Source organism: Ralstonia sp. R-29 (genome assembly GCF_049913345.1).
GTDB lineage: Bacteria > Pseudomonadota > Gammaproteobacteria > Burkholderiales > Burkholderiaceae > Ralstonia.
On sequence record NZ_CP184377.1, the window covers coordinates 3,008,177 to 3,024,732 of the forward strand.

Sequence of the window (16,556 nt, forward strand, 5' to 3'; positions counted from 1 at the left end):
TTCAGCGGAACGCGCGCTCGGTGAACTCGTCGGCCTTGAGGTCGAGGCCGAAGCGAATGCGCTTGTAGTCGATGCGGGTGTACTCGCCGGGCTGGTCGAGCACGTTCATGGTCAGGCGCGTCGGCACGGCCTTGCCGTCCATCACGCGCACCTCCTCGTAGACGAGCGCACGCACGGGCTTGTCGTCGCCCGCGCGCCGGAAGTACTCCACGCGCTGCGGATAGGCCTGACCATCGCCACCCACATAGAGCCGGTAGATCACCTTGCCCCACGAGACCGGCGCAGTCGGCAGCGGCGAGAGCGAGATCGTGTAGTCATCCACGGGCTGGCCCGCGGCGTCCTTCCCCGCTGCGCCGGCCACCAGCACATAGCTGTAATGGCGGGAGAGATCGGTCTCCCGCATGAGGTCATCGTTGGTGAAGTGGCTGCCCATCCAGTTGTCGCCGAGCATCGAATTGCCCATCACCGTGATGCGGTTCGTGCGCGGATCGTAGAAGCTGATCTTGTCGCCGACCTTGAGCGTGGCGTTGTCGCGCCACAGCGCGGGGCCCAGCATGCGCAGCAGCACCTTCGAGGCGGGGTTGCGGTCGTCCGTCATCACCATCAGGTCGTACTCGCGCTCGAAGCTCGTCTTCTTGATCTTCATGCTCATGACGGCAGCCGAGGTCTGACCACGCAGGATGTGCTCGGCGCCGTGGATCCACTGCGCGAGCATCTGCGCATCAGGCTGGACGCGCGCGGGCGCTGCTGCCTGCGAGGACGAAGGTGGCTGAGCGGCGGAGGCCACGACGGGCGCAGCGCACGCGAGGCACACGGCCACAAGGCCGAGGGTTCGGATCGATGTGTGAGACATGGGCATTCGGGTCATTGCGTAAAAACAGGGGCGTCCGCTGCCGGCGGCGGCGAACAGAACTGTGCGGGCTCGCGCCGGTAGCGGCGGCTCGGGCCGCTCGCCTGCAGCGGCGCGCCCACGCGGGCGATGAACAGCAACGATTCTTCGCAGCCGAGCAGCCGGCCGAGCGTCGCGCGCAGGTCCGGGTGCTGCAGCGCGACCGAGAGCGGATGCAGGCTGAGTCCTTGCGCGGTGGCGGCGAGCCACAGGCGAACGATGGCCTCCCCCGCGAGCACGTCACGGCTCGCGAGCGGGCAACTCTCCGCCGCGCTCAGCACCATCACGGCCGGACTGCCGCGAATCAGGCGTTCGAGATGCACGCCGATGCGCGCCGACGCGCCCACGGGACCGAACGCCGCGAGCAGCGCCGGATGCAGCAGCACGCGATGCAGCTGGCGGCGCCACGCGGGCATCGGGCCAAACAGGCTCTGGATGTTGATGCCGATGCCGTCCGGCACCGATTCCGCATCGCTAAACACAAGGTGGCGGTACGTCTCGCGCCACGCGGCCCGATGCACGAAGTCGCGCGCCGCGTGATGCCGGTAGAACGCGCACAGGCGCTCGTAGCGTTCGCCCGGTTGCACGACGCGCCAGCGCAGGCCGTCCGCTACGCCCCCGAGGCTGTGCGGCAGCAAGTTGCAACGTCCGAGCGCGTAAAGATCGAACGTGCCGCCGTATTCCCCACGATCGGTGCGGCGGTGGCGCAGGGCCGCGGCCAGCCGCGCCAGCAACGGCAATGCCCGCCCGGGGTGGAAGCCGCCGAGTTCGATGCGGACGAGCGGCGAGAGGCTGCCGTCCGGCACATCGCAAGGCGCGGGCAACAGCGCCGCTTCCGCCTGCCAGCCGGCGAGGCGCAACAGGTTCAGCAGAATCACCGCAAAGCCGCCGGCGCTGATCGACATCTCCGTGCGCAGCGCGGGCAGCGCGTCCAGCGCACGGCGCCGGTCGATGCTGATCACGAGCCGGCGCGGCACGTCGGGCCCGCTCACGGGGCGTCCTTCGGCATCCAGCAGGCTCACGTGCCACGGCTGGCAGTTGTGCGACGACGGCGCCAGCGCGGCGAGCGCCAGCAGATCGGCCAGCGATGTCGGCGGGGGCGATGTGCGCGTATGCGGCGTATGCGCCTGCGCGTCGCTCATTGTTTCTGCACCAGCTCGAAGCCATGCAGACGCGCGAGCGCGCCGATCTCGCGCACCTGCGCGGTCGTGATGGCCGCCTTGCTGAAGTCGCGCCGCACGCCTGCGAGGCCCAGCAGCAGCGTCTCGCCGGCACACGCATAGACCTTGCCCGGCGCAAGCCGCATGCCGGGCAGGCCGAAGTCCGGCACCATCGGCAGGTTGACAATGCCGCCGCGGATCACGCGCACGTTCTCATGCACGGCGAGCGACGCCGCGTCGACGTCACCGGGTACCGCCACGTCGCAGACGAGCACCGGTCGGTCGGTAGCGAAGCACGTGGCACCGAGCACCGCCTGCGCGCTGTTCGATGCGCTCACGACAATGTCTGCCAGCCGGCACAGCTCCACGGCCTCGCCGAGGCGGATCAGTTCTTCGCCCAGCAACCATGCGGCGAGCGACTCGGCGTCGGGCGGCGTCTCGCCGTCCCATGCGCGTCGCACGCTGGCCATCAGCGCGCCTTCGCCGGCCTGGTGGTCTGCGGCATCCACCGCGCCCCACGGGCTGCGCAGCGCTTCGCGCAATTCGGCGGCCACCGCCGTGGCGGCGGCGCGCAGCCGTCCGAGCGAGCCCGGGCGGCCAAGCAGCAGCAAGCTGCCGCACTCGCGCGCGAGCAATGCCGCGTGCGTCTGCCCGATGTTGCCGGCCGCGCCGACCACGGCCACGTGCGCGGATGCGAGCCGGATGTTCGACGCGCGCGCGGCGTCGCGCAGCGCGGACATGCTCGTGGCCACGGTCAGCGCGTTGCCCGTGGTCACCGCCGGGTGGTCGTGGTCGAAGTCCGTGCAGTTCGCGGTGACGATCGACGTATAGCCGCCGAATCCCACGAGGCTGCAACCGTCCTCGCGCGCCTGCCGGTACGCATGGTGGACCTGCGCCCGGATCTGCCCGGACTTGTTGAAGCGCATGTCGAGCTCAATGGCTTCGGCATCCATCAGGATCGCGTAGAGCAGCAGCTCCACCTCGTGCCCGAGCGCCGAGCGCACGCGGCGGCGGGCCACGCGCTGCGGCTCGAGCGCGCGCTGCATGTGTCCGCGCAGCTCGCCGAGCTGGTCGTCGGAGAGCGCCGCCACGGCGGGGTCCCACGCGCGCATGCTTTCCGTATCGATCAGGTGTGCGATGAAGCCCACACGCTCGCAGGCGTTCGTGGCGGGCGCGGCATCGGCTTGCGAAGCGGCTGCGTCGGCCCATGCGGCTGGTGCGTCGGCCTCGGTCTCGCCCGGCCCCGACAAGTGGCGCAGCAACGTGGCGGCGTCGCCCGCGTCGAGCACCGCGCACAGCTGGTCGAGCGCCTCGCAAACGCGCCCAACCTCGGCGCTGCCGAGATACGCGGACGGCTGCAGCCTCAGCACGCGGCGGCGCCCCAGCGACGGCAGCACGCGCACGCGATGGCGATGCAGCAGGTAGCCCGCGGCGAGCATGCCGAGCATCTGCTGCTGCGCGAGGCTCGAGAGCACGGCCGACGGGTGATCGGCATAGTCCTGCAATTCGATCCCCAGCATGCAGCCGCGGCCGCGCACGTCGGCGATCACGCGCGGCCAGCGCTGTTGCAGCGCGCGCAGCTCGCCGAGCAGCGTCTGGCCGAGCTGCGCGCTGCGGCCGGCCAGGTTGTCGCGCTCGATGACTTCTAGGCTGCGCTTGGCGATCATCGAAGACATATCGTCCTCGGCGAAGGTCGAACTGTGCAGCATGCTGAATTCGGCGTAGTAGAGCTCCTTGCGCACGGCGAGCGCCGAGATCTTGGCCAGCCCGCCGCCGAGCGACTTAGCAAACGTCAGGTAGTCGGCCGGCAGCTCGCAAGCGAGACTCTCCACCGCATTCCCGGTCCGCCCGAGCCCGCACTGGATCTCGTCGGCAATCAGCGCCACCTGCGGGTGAAGCGCGCGCAGCTCACGCAGCAGCGTCTTGTCCGCGGCCCCGAGTTCAAGCACGCCGCCCTCGCCGCGCAACGGTTCGTAGATCACGGCCGCAAGCGTCGGCGTTGTGCAGCGGACCAACCTCAACGGCGCAAACTCGAAGCGGAAGTACGCGAGGCTGCGGCGCTCCACCTCCTCCAGAAAGTCCTGCGGCGACTCGATGAAGACCGCCGCGCCGTGATTGCGGATGAACGGCAGGCGCGCGTCGCGGTTCCAGGTATGCGCGAGCGAGCCCAGGGTCTTGCCGTGGAACGCGCGCGGAAAAGCGGCAATCACGGGTTGCGCATTGAACGCCTGCTGGTTGGCGGACGCCACGGCGCCCAGCAGATCGTCGAGTCCTTCCAGTGGCTCCTGGCCAAGTAGGCGCTCGCAATCGTGCAGGAACGCCTCGTCGATGCGCACTTCGCCGCGCTCGAGCCGCGTCAGCAGCTCGCGCACATTGGCGTTGCACGCATCGGCGAGCGCGCCCACACGCTGCCCGAATGCGTAGCGTGCGTGCTTGAGCGCGGCCTCCACGGCCTCGGTGCCCGTGCTATAGAGCGCGACGCTGTAGTCCGTGCCGGTATGCCGGTGCAGGTAGTCGCCCAGCGCTTCCTTGAGGTCGAGCGAGCGCTGCCGGCACGAGCCCTGCGCAAGGAACGGCCGCCGGTGCGCGATGCAGTCCTGCTGCACCTCCGTGATCTCAGGGTGATAGTGGCCGAGCAGCGATGCGCCGAACCCGCCGACCATGTCGAGCACCGGCACTTCCTCGCCGTCTTCGTCGCGCATGTAGAGGTAGTCGCCCTCGGCGCGTGTGTACTCCACGTACACGCCCGCGGCGGTGAGCAGGTCTTCCTTGCCGAGCCCGGCTTGTCCCACGCTGGCTTGCGTCTTCATGATGCTTGTCCCGCCGATGATTGGAATACGCGGCCGAGCTGCCGCAGCAGTTGATCCTTGAGCACTTCGTTGCCGCCCGAGAACAGCGTCGACGGCAGCGCGTTGCGCAACTGCCGCTCGATGTCGCCCTCGATCACGCCGCTCGCGCCATGGATATGCAGGGCGTCCAGGCCGTTCTTCACGCTCGCCTCGGACACCAGCAGCTTGGCAATGGCGGCCGTATCCTGCGCGGGCAGTTTCTCGTCCAGCTTCCACGCCGCATGCAGGCACGCGAGACGCGCGCTTTCGAGCCGCACGTGCATGTCCGCGATCCGGTGCGCGAGCGCCTGGTTGGCAAGGAGCGGTTGGCCGAACTGCTCGCGCGTACGCGCGTGCTTCCACGTGCGGCGCAGCTGCCGCCGCATCGCGCCGAGATAGATCGCGAACAGGCAGCTGCGCTCCCATTCCATGCTGGCCTGGAAGATCGGGCCGCCCGAGCCTTCCGCGCCGATCCGCTGTGAGGCGGCCACCCACGTACCGTCGAAGCGGATGTCGCCCATCGCCGTGGTGCGCAGGCCGACCTTCTCGTGCGGCTTGGCGCTGATCTGCACGCCGACGCTGCGGCTGTCGAGCACGAACGCGCTGTAGTCGAGAAAGCCACCGCTGTTGCCGGTGCGCGCGTGCACGACAATGAAATCGCACACGGGCGCGTTGGTGATGTAGCGCTTCTCGCCGTGCAGCCGGTAGCCGTCGCCTTCGCGCGTGGCCGTGCATTGCATCGCGCTGATATCGGAGCCGGCCTGCGCCTCGGTGATCGCGTGCGCGCCGATCTGGCCTTCTTCCACGATGGCCGCCAGCCAGCGCGCTTGCAGCGCGGCGTCGCCGAACGCCACCAGCGGATGCACGCATGCGCACAGGTGCGCGGCGAGCGCGAACAGCAGCCCCGTGTCCTCGCAATGCTCGGAGAGCGCCTCGAGCGCGTAAACGAGATCGAGCGCGCCGTAGCCCGCGCCGCCCTGGGCGATCGGTACCGTCAGCGCATGCACGCGCTGCGCCGCCAGGATCTTCCAGCGCTCAGCGCAGAAGCGGCCCTCGCGGTCGCGCGCGGCGAGTCCGGAATCGTGCAGGTCGCGCCCGAGGGCGGCCATGCGCACGGCGATGTCCCGGTGTCGGGCACTGGTGGAAAAGTCCATGGATTCAGTTCAGGTCCTGCTCTCTTCGAGCAATACGTGGTAATTGACGCCGCCCGTGCCGAATGCATTGACGGCGGCGCGCCGGGTCGCCGGGCCGGCTGGCCAGTCCGCGGCTTGCGCGAGCGGATCGAAGCCGTGCTCGGCCAGCCGCAGGCCGGCCTTGACCGGCGCGCCGAAATAGTTGGCGGGCATCGACTCGGCGCGCAGGGCGAGCACCGTCTTGATGACCCCTGCGATGCCCGCGGCCGCGAAGCAATGACCGAAGCGCGACTTCAGCGCCCCCAGGCGAAGCGGCCGCGTGCGCGGGCCGTAGACCTGCGCGAGCGAGCTGATCTCGACCTCGTCGCCGATCAGCGTGCCGGTGCCATGGGTTTCGACGAAGTCCACGGCATCGGGGCCGAATTCGACCTGCTCGAATGCCCGCCGCATCGACTTGACCTGCCCGTCCGCGTTGGGCGCCACCATCGACTTGCTCTGCGTGCACGACGCCGAGGCACGGATCAGCGCCAGTGCGGGCAGCCCCCAACGCGCGGCGTCTTCGCGGGCACACAGCACGAGCACGCCCGCGCCGTCGCCGGGCGTGAAGCCCGTGGCAGCCTCGGTGAAACTCGCGATGAGGCCCGTGGCAAGCATCCGTTGCGACGCGCAGAGCACGAGATCGGCGGTGTTGACCGGGGTTTCCACGCCCGCCACCACGGCGATCCGGCAGCGTCCGCTGCGCAGGCTGTTCACGGCCAGGTCTAGCGCCGCGAGCGAGCCCGCGCACGCGGCCTCGACGGCGACGCAGCGCGCCGGCGCGTGGAGCATGCCGGCCAACGCGCGGCTGATGCCACTGGCGCTCAAGGCACCCCATGCGGCAGTGGCCGGCTGCTCGCGGTGCGCCTGCTCGCGCAGTGTTGCCACGGCGGCGGCCTCGTCCATGCCGAATTCGCGCGCCAGCACCACGAGCTCGGCCTCGATGCGCGGCAATTCATGGCGCACCGCCACGTGGCGCAGCGGCGCCGGGGTGAGGTTCGAGGCGGTGACGACGAGCACCGGGCCCGCCTTGCCGGCCAGCCCTTGCGGCAGGCTGCCGATGGCCTCCCGGCCGGCCGCGCATGCGAGATCAAACGCCTGCGCGCGCGAGGGTCCGGCAGGCTCGCAGTAGCTCGCCTGATCGATGTAGTAGCTGAGCGGCGCCTGGGGATCAGCGCTGTAGTAGGCCGCGTGGCCCGGGCGCGTCGCCGGTAGCGGACGGAAGCGGTGCGTGGGGGAGCGCAGTGCCTCCCAGTAGTCCGCCATGTCCCGGCCGTCGCCGAAGCGCGTGCCCATTGCGACGACCGCGACGGGTGCAGCAGGTGCAACGGGTGTCGGCATGGCGCCGTCGTACGGACGCTTCGTCTCGTGCGCCGCGTTTGCCACGTTTGCCACGTGTGCTGCGCGCAGGGCAATGCGGTATGGGTGGCCGTCCTTTGCAGCACCCTGCACCGTCACGCTCAGTCCGTCCGGCGCGACCGGCGGCGTGCCGGATGCCCTGCCGCGCTGCTGGATCAACGCCGCCTGCAGCAGCGCCGTCAGCGGCTGCATCGCATAGCCGTAGCCACATGCCTGATGCGCCTGCACGACCGCGTCTGGCGCCGCTTCACCGGTAACGGCAACGGTGTCCACGCCGTCGAGCACCTGCACCCGCACCGGCGCTTGCGGCCCGCCACTGACCTGACCATCGACGTCGACCGCATCGATGCACGCGATAGCGCGCGCGCCGGCGAGATGGGCATCCTGCAGCACGAGCGCGCAGGCGCCTTCGCACAATGCGTCCGCAAGCGGCGCAGGCAGCCGCTCGCGCAGCAATGCTTCGAGCGACGGCGAGGCCAGGCTCTGGGCGCCGAGCAGCAGCACCGTCTGCGCGCGGCCGGTGGCGATCGCATCCCAGGCAGCGAGCAGTCCTTCGATGGCACTGCGCTCTTGCGCTTCGAGCGCGAGCGCCCGGCCACGCAGCCGAAAGTGCGACGCCACGCGCGCCGGCATGGTGCTCGCCATCTCGCCAACCTTGTCGTGGCTGGTGGCACGGAACAGCGCGTCGAGCTTGCGCTTCCACGCCGCGCGCGCCCATTCGGTATTGGCACCGTCACCCGCATTGGCCCAGACCGGCTCCGCCCACGCGACCGCAGCAATGCGCGCGTAGTTCTCGTACTGCCGGTTCATGCCGAGCGCGTGGCAGAAAATCACGTCGGTGCGCTCGCGATCGATCGCATCGGCATCGAGCCCGGCCTGCGCCAGCGCGTCGCGCGACAGCGCCAGCAGATCAAGCTGCACATCGTTGATGGAATGGCGGTAGATCGGCGGAATGCCGAAGGCACCCGGATCGGCTGACGATGGCCCGAGCCGGCGCGAGGCCATGGGCGCCTGCGGCCCCTGCATGCACCGCCACAGCGCCTCGATGCCGTCCGCGTGCGGATAGCGGCAGGCCATGCCGGTCATCGCCAGTGCGGTGCCCGCACGCGTGGCGGCGGTCATTGCCCGCCTCGCTGCGACAGTTCTCCCTGCAGCGCGCGGTAGTCGATCTTGCCGTTGGGCGTGCGCGGCAGCGCGTCGCGTCGCGCGATGTGGTGCGGAATCATGTAGGCCGGCAGCAGGTCCGCGCAGAAGCGCCGTAGCGCGAGCGGCACAACGGTCTGGATCTCGGCCTCGCCCGTGCCGCGCGGCACGTACCACGCGAAGAGGCGCGCGGCCGCGCCCGGCTCATCCGCATGGGCAAGCACCGCCACCTCATGTACGGACGCATGACGCGCGAGCGCCGCTTCGATCTCGCCGAGCTCCACGCGATAACCGTTGAGCTTGAGCATCCGGTCCTTGCGGCCACGGTAGACGAGCACGCCATCGACGATCTCGCCGTGGTCGCCGGTCGCGTGCATGCCCGCGCGGTGATTGGCCGTATTGGGATCGATGTCGCGCCGCCAGTAGCCGGGCGTTACGCACGCACCGCGCACCCAGATCTCGCCGATCTCGCCGGGGGCGGTCACCGGCTGCCCGTTGTCGTCACGCAGCCAGACCTCCGTCGCGCTGATTGGCGTGCCGATCGGCAGCGGCGCGTCGTTGTGGAGGTCGGCCTCCGTGACGCGGTGGTACAGGCAGACGTTCGTCTCGGTCGGCCCGTAGAAGTTGTAGAACGCGCAGTCGGCCGGCAGCTGCGCTGCCATCGCGCGCAGCTGCGGCTTGGGCATGACCTCGCCCGCGAACACGACATTGCGTAGCGCGCACGGCGCGATGCTGCGCCACGCGTCCGCCCGGTTGAGCAGCGCAAGCATCGACGGCACGCTATACATCGTAGTGATGCCGTGCTGCGCGATCAGCCCGGCCACCTGCGCCACCTGGCGCGTCTGCGCTTCGCTGGTCACGTAGAGCGCCGCGCCCGCGCGCAGGCTCGCGAAGAGGTCGAACGTGCTGAGGTCGAAGTTGAAGCTCGCGAAGTTCAGCAGGCGGTCGGCGGCCGTGATGCCGAGCGTGTCCGCGCTCCAGCCAACGAAGTTCGCGAGGTTGCGGTGACTGAGTTGCACACCCTTGGGCAGGCCCGTGGAGCCGGACGTGTACAGCATGGCCGCCACGTCGTCGTCCGCGCACGGGGCGGCGATGGCCGCAAGGTCATCCGCCTCGCCGCGTAGATCCGCCAGGTCCGCCCTAAGCTGCAGAACGGCCCCGCGCGCGGTACTCATGGCGTGCGGCGGGATCTCGAGCGGCGCATCGTCGACGACAAGCAGGCGCGCGAGCGGTGCCGTTGTGGCATGCGAGAGCCAGCGCGCCGCGTGCGTGCTGTCGGTAATCAGCACCGTGGCACCCGCATCGCCGACGATCGTGTCCGCGCGCTCCACGGGCTGCGCGCCGTCGAGCGGCACGTAGCGGTTGCCGGCAAAGAGCGCAGCGAGGATCGCCAGCGCGTAGCCGTTGCCCTTGTCCATCCAGATCGCCACGGGCTCACCTGGCGCCGGCAGCAGGCCGCTCGCAGCCAGCCGCGCGACCCAGCGCGCGGCGTCGCCATAGCGCACGCCCGCGCCGCCGAGCAGGAACGGCGCGTCGGGGCGCTCGTCGGCGTGGCGCAGCAGCGCGTGATGCACGAAGCGGTCGGGATCGGGCGCGGTCATGGCCGTCGCGATGCGTAGTGCAGTCATTGCGGGAGCAGGCCGTTCTCGTGTGCGGATTCCGTGAGGATCCCGATCGCTTCATCGAGGTCCGCGCGCGTGTGCGATTCGAGCACGCTGATGCGCAGGCGCGCGTCGCCAACCGCCACGCCCGGGAACACGACGGTCTGGCAGAACATGCCGCGCCGGCGCACGGAGCGGCCCATCGCCATCGCGCGGCGCTCGTCGCCGATCACGATCGGCACGATCGCGCTCGCCGACTGCTCGGTATCGAAGCCGAGCGCGTCCAGCGCCCCCTTGAGATAGCGGACGTTGTCCCACAGCCGTGTAAGCCGCTGCGGCTCGGCCTCGAGCACATCCAGTGCCGCGATCAGGCCCGCGGCGATGGCGGCGGGAATCGTCGCCGCGAAGACGTAGGCGTTGGCGTAGAAGCGCAGGTAGTCGATCACCTCCTTGTCGCCAACAACAAAGCCGCCCTGCCCCCCGAGCGCCTTGCTCATCGTGCCGACCTCGAGATCGACGGCGCCCTTCATGCCGAAATGCTCGGCCGTGCCCGACCCTGTGGCGCCAAGCACGCCGGTCGAGTGCGCGTCGTCGATCAGCAGCCTGGCGCCGTACTTGCGCGCAAGCGCCGCGATGCCGGGCAGGTCGACCACGTCGCCATGCATGCTGAACACGCCGTCGGCCACGATGAGCCGGCCGCCCGGGCGGTCGTCGCAGCGCTGCAGCACAGCCTCGAGCGCCTCCATGTCGTTGTGCGCGTAGATCTTGCGCGCGGCGCCGGACAGCTTGCAGCCGTCCTGGATGCTCATGTGGTTGTACGCGTCGGTAATCGCGACATCGTTGGCGCCGAGCAGCGCGGAGATCGTGCCAAGGTTGGCCGAGTAGCCGGACGGGAACACGATGCAGTCCTCGCGGCCCTTGAAGCGCGCGAGGCGCTGCTCGAGTTGCAGGTGCAGATCCGTGGTGCCGCCGATCAACCGGCTGCCGGTGTTGGTGGCGCCGTATTCGCGCACCGCTTGCGCCATCGCGTCCAGCACGCGCGGATCGTTGGCGAGACCCAGGTAATTGTTCGAGGCGAACAGCAGGAACTCGCGTTCGCGGCCCATCAGGCGGTCGAAGATGCGCGCGCGGTTCGTACAGATGCCACTCGACGCCATGCCGTACCAGAATTCGCCAGCCGTCTCGCGCTCGCGCAGGAAGCGTCCGAAGCGCCGTGTCTTGGCAAAGAGGTCGGACTCGCCCGAGGCGATGAAGTCGCGCATCGTGAGGCTCGCCGCCTCGGGTGCATGACCGTTGCACGCCGGCGGGTGCGCGGCATCGGCGTGCGCGCCGTTAGGTTCGCGCGGGGCAGGCACCGCCGCATCGAGCTCGAACGCAGCGAACCCGCTCAGCAGCGCACCGAGCGTGTCGAACTGGTCCGCGCTGACATGGCCAGCGCCGCGGAACACTTTCTTCAGGTCGGCGACGATCTCGGCCAGCATGATCGAGTCGATGCCCAGTTCCTCCTGCAGCAGCGCATCGGGATCGAGATCGGACTCGGCATACTGCGAGTGCGTGCGCACCACATCGCGCACCACGGCGGCTTTGCGGGCGCTATCAAGGAATTCGGCGTTATTCATGGGGCCTTTCGCGGATCGGTGGTGACGTCAGTCGACGATGGCGGGGGTGGCGGAGTCCGGCACGGCCGTCTCGACGACGGGGCGGATGACGGCATGTCCGGTATTCGTGCGCATCGCATCGCGGGTCAGGCTGTCGCGCATCTTCAGGTAGTAGGCGTTGACCTTGTCGAGCGGAATCAGCTTGTTGGCCTGCAGGTGCGAGATGCGGGGTTCCTGACCGCGGATCGCCTTCATGTCCTTGGCCTGCTGGATGTACCGCTCCATGCGGCACATGAGCCAGGGCCGCACGCGGCGCCACACGGGAATCGGCAGCGGCTTGATCATCGGCAGCAGCAGGTCGCGCTTGGGCTCCTGGTAGCAGACGCAGACCCAGCAGTTGTCGTCGTCCACGGGCGTGGCGATCAGGTACACGTCGAACACGTCGTTGCGGATCTGCACCATGTTCGGCATCTGCACGTCCACGCCGATGCGCCAGCCGCGCTTCCACGGCAGCATCGCGTGCAGCGTCTCCTCCGCCGTGCGTTCGTCGTCCGCGCGCAGCACGAAGTTGCTGCTGATGAGCGTGCCGTTGACCTCGCAGCGGAAGTCGTCGATGCGGCCACCCTTCGGGTCCCAGATGTTGAGCGCCGAGCCCTTGTGCACGAACGGCACGTGATAGACCTCGCATACGCTCTCCACGTAGCGCGTGTAGTGCACGGGCGCCTCCCAGCCGTAGCGGGACGTGAACCCCTTGTACTGGCTGAAGTTCTCGAACATCGGCACCTCGGGCAAGGCCTGCGGGTCCTCGGCGGTGCCCGTCCAGAACCAGATCAGCCCGTGCTGCTCGCGCAGCGTGTAGGAGCGCACGCACATCGCCTTGGGCACCGTGCCGTTGCGGCCCAGCACCGGCATGTGCACGCACTTACCCTGCTGGTTGAACTGGAAGCCGTGGTAGGGGCAGGCGATGAGATCGCCGTGCTGCTTGCCATGGGAGAGCGGAATGCCCTTGTGCGGGCAGCGGTCGTCCAGGCAGACCGCCTTGCCGCTGGTGTCGCGATAGACCACCAGGCGCTTCGAGAAGCGGGTGATGCCGACGGGCTTCTTGCGCACGTCCTCGCTGCGCAGGATGGCGTACCACTGGTTTGGGATCATTGGATGACCTCGACAGGTTGAAGGCCGGCCTGCAGGCGCCCGACCAGGCGCGCGAGCATCGAGACGTTCGTGAAGTTGTCCGGATGGACCTCCGTGACCGGGATGGCGATATCGAACTGGCGGTGAACGAAGTCGACCACGTCGAACAGCGCGGCCGAGTCCAGGATGTTGAGTTCCAGCAGCGGCGTGTCGGCAGCGATGCGTGTGCCGTCGCCGAGAAAGCTGTCGCTGATGAACGCGATCAGCGCCGCGCACACGTTGTCAGGCAATGCCATGGCAGACTCCCTGCGAGTTTTGCGAGTGTTGCGAGGTTTGCTTCAGGTGCCAGAGCCGGTGAATCTCGCGTGCGAGCAGCTCTGGCGTGTTGTGGAGGTAGAGCGAATCGGGGGCCACGCCGATGCCGTGCGTCTGGTCGAGTTCGGACAGGATCTCGAGCGAGGCGACCGAATCGAGCGCGAGCGCCGCGAAGCTGTCGTCGGGCCGGATCTGCGCGGGGTCTGCTCGCGTGATGCGGCTGATCTGGGAGACAAGCCACGCGCGCACATCCGCAACGGTCCAGGCGCCCGCGCCAAGCCCGGCGGCGGCGGCCTCCGGCGCAGGTGCCGCGTTCATGTCGCGCCGGTCGTCGCAGCGGTGCCAGACGGGCAGGTCGCCGGCCAGGAAGTCGCGGCGAATCGCCATGCGCTGGAGCTTGCCCGAGGACGTGACGCGGATCGTCTTGCGCGGCACGAACAGGATGACCTCGGCCTTGATGCCGAAACGGTCGATGAGGCTGGCGTTGATGCGGCGCGCCACCTCGCTGTGGTTGGCGAGCGTGCGTGGGCATTCGACCGCGATGGCGGCCACCTCGGCGCCGTCCACCGTCAGCGGAAACGCGGCGAAACGGCAGTTGACGAGTTCCGGCGCCGCGAGCGCCGCGGTCTGCTCGATGTCCTGCGGGTAGTAGTTGGCGCCACGGATGATCAGCAGTTCCTTCACGCGGCCCGTCACGTAGAGTTCGCCCCCATCGACGAAGCCGAGGTCGCCCGTGCGCAGGTAGTGGCGATCGCTGCCGGCGAGCATCCGGTGGAACGTCTGCTGCGTGCTGTCGGGGTCGCCCAGGTAGCCCTGCGCGACACTCGGGCCGCTGACCCAGATCTCGCCGATCTCGCGCGGCATGCGCTCGCGGCCCGCTTCGGGTTCGACGATGCGCAGGTCCAGACTCGGATGCACCCTGCCGCAGCTGACGACCGATTGCGTGCCGCTGGCCTCGGCATCCTGCTCGCGCACGAGACCGCGGGCCAGCGCGCGCGCATCGACATGCATCGCGCGCGGCGCCTCGGCATGCGGCTTGCCCGAGACCATCAGCGTGGTTTCCGCCATGCCGTAGCACGGATAGATCGCCTCTGGCCGGAAGCCCGCGGCGGCGAAGCGCGTGGAGAACTCGGTCATCGTGCGGTGGCTGATCGGCTCCGCGCCGCAGAACGCGATGTTCCAGCTCGACAGGTCGAGCTTCGCCAGGTCGCGCTCGCGCACATAGTTCACGCACAGCTGGAACGCGAAGTTCGGCCCGCCGCTGCTCGTGCCGCGGAAGCGGCTGATGGCGTCGAGCCAGCGGAACGGATTGCGCACGAGCAGGCTCGTGGGCATCAGGAGCGCGGGAAAGCCGACGTGGGTGGGCTGCAGCACGCCGCCGACGAGCCCCATGTCGTGATAGGGCGGCAGCCAGATCACCGAGCGGCTCTCGCTACGGCGGTGGTTGAAGCACTCGGCGATCAGCGTCGAGTTCTCGACGAGATTGCGGTGGCTGACCATCACGCCCTTGGGCCGGCCGGTGGAGCCGGACGTGTACTGCAGCATCGCGATATCGGACGCATCGGGCGTGCACGTATCAAGGCTCGCGTCGGGCGCCGTGTCGAGATCGGAGAGCGCGCACCAGCGCACGTGCGCGAGCGCGCTGTCGTGCCGCAGCGGGGCGAGCGCGGTGTCGAGGCACTCGCGATCGGCCAGCACCGTGCAATCACGCAGGTCCTGCAGGATGAGGCGGATGCGGTCGGCCTGCAGCGTGTTGGCGGGCGGGAAGGTCGGCACCGCAATCGCGCCGGCCGCGAGACAGCCATAGAACGCGGCCGCGAACGCCTTGCCCTGCGGCACCGCGATCACGATCTTCTGCTGCCCGTTGGCGTGCGGCGCCAGTGCGCGGAACGCCTGCGCGTAGCGGGCCACGCAGCGTGCGAGTTCGCCGTGGGTGACAAGCTCCTCGTCGCCGTCGTCAGCGTGCAGGAAGTGATAGGCCAGCGCGTCCGGCTGTTCGTCGGCGTTGCGCCGGAGGGCATCGACGAAGGTCCAGTGCTCCGGATACCGGACGTCGGCGCCGGTGGTCAGAAATTCGGTCGGTATGCGGTCCATGGGCGGAAGGCGAAAGCGCAAGGGGTCGTAGGGATCGCTGCGGCGTGTGCCGTGCAAGCGGGTGTCAGGCCGGTTCGAGGTGCTCGGACAGCGCTTCGTGGCCAGTCCACGTGGTCGGCAGCGCGTGGGCATCGATCTGGCAGGCGATCAGGCAGTCGCTGCCCGAGACCACCGGCACGCCGACGCGCCGTGCGCTGAAACCGGCTTTGCGCAGCAGGCGTTCGACGCCAAGCGGCGAGACCGTGATCACATGCGCGGCGCCGCGCCCGGCTGCGGCGGCGAGCGACTCGGCAAGCAGGCGCACAGCCAGGGGCGAGGAAAGGTGACCGAACGCATGGCCAGCCCGCGCACCATCCGGCGGCGTGGCCGCGAAGCGGGAGAGCTCCCACACGTGTGCCGATGCCGGCGGTGCTTCGCCATCGAGCAACTGCGGAAAGATTTCGCTGAGCAGGTAGGGACGTGTCGTGGGCAACAAGCGGGCAATGCCAGCCATCTCGCCGCGCACCTGTGCCGCCACGTAGAGGGTATCGGGCAGGTCGAACTGATCCAGTTCCATGCCATCGGTGCCGCCGGGCAGACGCCAGCCAAGCTGCTCGACAAAGACCTCGTGCCGGTAGCGGCCGATACGCTGCATCAGCCCCGGCCCAAGTTCCCGCGCGGTTCCCGAAACGATGTCCAAGTCATTCCCCTGTCGATAAAAGCAGGGCTAGATTGAACAATGGGCACTGTGGGTCCGGTAACTACCAGAAGTGGTGGACTTGTGGCCCCGAGGAGCTGCCAGGCGTGGCCGCTGTGGCGTTGGCGTACGCGCGAGGCCGTGGGTAGGAGCGCCGCACCTCCCCTCGAGCAAGAGGCGTCATGCGTAGGCGCGAGAGCGGTTAGCTCGCGGGCCGCGCGCGATGTTCCGCCGCGCTGGCTAACGTAGGAAGGATCGCGGCATCGCGTCGTTTGGTGGCGCGGGTGATGCCTCGCGCCACGAGCGCAGCCGATCGCGAAGTACAGCAGCACCATGGTCAAGGCATCTCGGGGAGGTGCCACTTAAAACCCACGCGCAATTCGATGGTGGCCATGTCGAAGAGGCAAGAGAGACCTTGCGCCGGTTCAGCGACGAATGCCGTTGGCGCCTCTTAGCAGAGAGTGCGGAAACGCAGCTAGAAAACTTTGGCGGTCAGAGGGCCACACCAGGGTAGAGAGCCGCCATGGCCTCGACACAAGCTGGATGAGCCTTTGCGGCGACGTTGTTGTGGACGTCAGAAGGCGCCTTGCGAA

General features: G+C 69.1%; 11 protein-coding genes. All 11 read right to left on the reverse strand.

What is annotated here, in order from left to right; translation table 11 throughout:
• Position 1 precedes the first annotated feature (1 nt).
• Positions 2-853 carry an outer membrane lipoprotein-sorting protein gene (locus ACN9M1_RS14150; protein WP_426395326.1) on the reverse strand — a complete coding sequence of 284 codons (852 nt, stop codon included), beginning with the start codon at positions 851-853 and terminating at the stop codon, positions 2-4.
• A gap of 11 nt (positions 854-864) precedes the next feature.
• Entirely contained in the window at positions 865-2,031 is a 1,167-nt protein-coding gene (locus ACN9M1_RS14155) for a hypothetical protein (RefSeq protein WP_426395327.1), read from the reverse strand.
• Entirely contained in the window at positions 2,028-4,859 is a 2,832-nt protein-coding gene (locus ACN9M1_RS14160) for an aminotransferase class III-fold pyridoxal phosphate-dependent enzyme (protein WP_426395329.1), read from the reverse strand. The genes ACN9M1_RS14155 and ACN9M1_RS14160 overlap by 4 nt, the downstream gene beginning before the upstream one ends.
• A complete protein-coding gene (locus ACN9M1_RS14165) occupies positions 4,856-6,031 on the reverse strand; it encodes an acyl-CoA dehydrogenase family protein (protein ID WP_426395331.1) in 1,176 nt (391 codons plus the stop codon). Before ACN9M1_RS14165 ends, ACN9M1_RS14160 begins: the two co-directional genes overlap by 4 nt.
• 9 nt (positions 6,032-6,040) lie before the next feature.
• Complete coding sequence (locus ACN9M1_RS14170) at positions 6,041-8,527, reverse strand: polyketide synthase (RefSeq protein ID WP_426395332.1); 2,487 nt, start codon at positions 8,525-8,527, stop codon at positions 6,041-6,043.
• A complete protein-coding gene (locus ACN9M1_RS14175; RefSeq protein ID WP_426395334.1) occupies positions 8,524-10,149 on the reverse strand; it encodes an amino acid adenylation domain-containing protein in 1,626 nt (541 codons plus the stop codon). Before ACN9M1_RS14175 ends, ACN9M1_RS14170 begins: the two co-directional genes overlap by 4 nt.
• Before the next feature lie 23 nt (positions 10,150-10,172).
• A complete protein-coding gene (locus ACN9M1_RS14180) occupies positions 10,173-11,768 on the reverse strand; it encodes an aminotransferase class I/II-fold pyridoxal phosphate-dependent enzyme (protein WP_426395335.1) in 1,596 nt (531 codons plus the stop codon).
• A 27-nt stretch (positions 11,769-11,795) separates the two neighbouring features.
• Positions 11,796-12,899 carry a Rieske 2Fe-2S domain-containing protein gene (locus ACN9M1_RS14185; protein WP_426395336.1) on the reverse strand — a complete coding sequence of 368 codons (1,104 nt, stop codon included), beginning with the start codon at positions 12,897-12,899 and terminating at the stop codon, positions 11,796-11,798.
• Entirely contained in the window at positions 12,896-13,174 is a 279-nt protein-coding gene (locus ACN9M1_RS14190; RefSeq protein WP_426395337.1) for a phosphopantetheine-binding protein, read from the reverse strand. Before ACN9M1_RS14190 ends, ACN9M1_RS14185 begins: the two co-directional genes overlap by 4 nt.
• Positions 13,161-15,287 carry an AMP-binding protein gene (locus ACN9M1_RS14195; protein ID WP_426395339.1) on the reverse strand — a complete coding sequence of 709 codons (2,127 nt, stop codon included), beginning with the start codon at positions 15,285-15,287 and terminating at the stop codon, positions 13,161-13,163. The genes ACN9M1_RS14190 and ACN9M1_RS14195 overlap by 14 nt, the downstream gene beginning before the upstream one ends.
• A gap of 64 nt (positions 15,288-15,351) precedes the next feature.
• Complete coding sequence (locus tag ACN9M1_RS14200) at positions 15,352-15,966, reverse strand: acyl-homoserine-lactone synthase (protein ID WP_426395341.1); 615 nt, start codon at positions 15,964-15,966, stop codon at positions 15,352-15,354.
• Between the last annotated feature and the right edge of the window lie 590 nt (positions 15,967-16,556).

Bases quoted from the DNA above. Each gene is read 5' to 3' on its own strand.
- ACN9M1_RS14175 (WP_426395334.1), bottom strand. From the start codon at position 10,149: ATGACCGCGCCCGATCCCGACCGCTTCGTGCATCACGCGCTGCTGCGC.
- ACN9M1_RS14160 (WP_426395329.1), bottom strand. From the start codon at position 4,859: ATGAAGACGCAAGCCAGCGTGGGACAAGCCGGGCTCGGCAAGGAAGAC.
- ACN9M1_RS14170 (WP_426395332.1), bottom strand. From the start codon at position 8,527: ATGACCGCCGCCACGCGTGCGGGCACCGCACTGGCGATGACCGGCATG.
- ACN9M1_RS14165 (WP_426395331.1), bottom strand. From the start codon at position 6,031: ATGGACTTTTCCACCAGTGCCCGACACCGGGACATCGCCGTGCGCATG.
- ACN9M1_RS14180 (WP_426395335.1), bottom strand. From the start codon at position 11,768: ATGAATAACGCCGAATTCCTTGATAGCGCCCGCAAAGCCGCCGTGGTG.
- ACN9M1_RS14195 (WP_426395339.1), bottom strand. From the start codon at position 15,287: ATGGACCGCATACCGACCGAATTTCTGACCACCGGCGCCGACGTCCGG.
- ACN9M1_RS14150 (WP_426395326.1), bottom strand. From the start codon at position 853: ATGTCTCACACATCGATCCGAACCCTCGGCCTTGTGGCCGTGTGCCTC.
- ACN9M1_RS14155 (WP_426395327.1), bottom strand. From the start codon at position 2,031: ATGAGCGACGCGCAGGCGCATACGCCGCATACGCGCACATCGCCCCCG.
- ACN9M1_RS14185 (WP_426395336.1), bottom strand. From the start codon at position 12,899: ATGATCCCAAACCAGTGGTACGCCATCCTGCGCAGCGAGGACGTGCGC.
- ACN9M1_RS14190 (WP_426395337.1), bottom strand. From the start codon at position 13,174: ATGGCATTGCCTGACAACGTGTGCGCGGCGCTGATCGCGTTCATCAGC.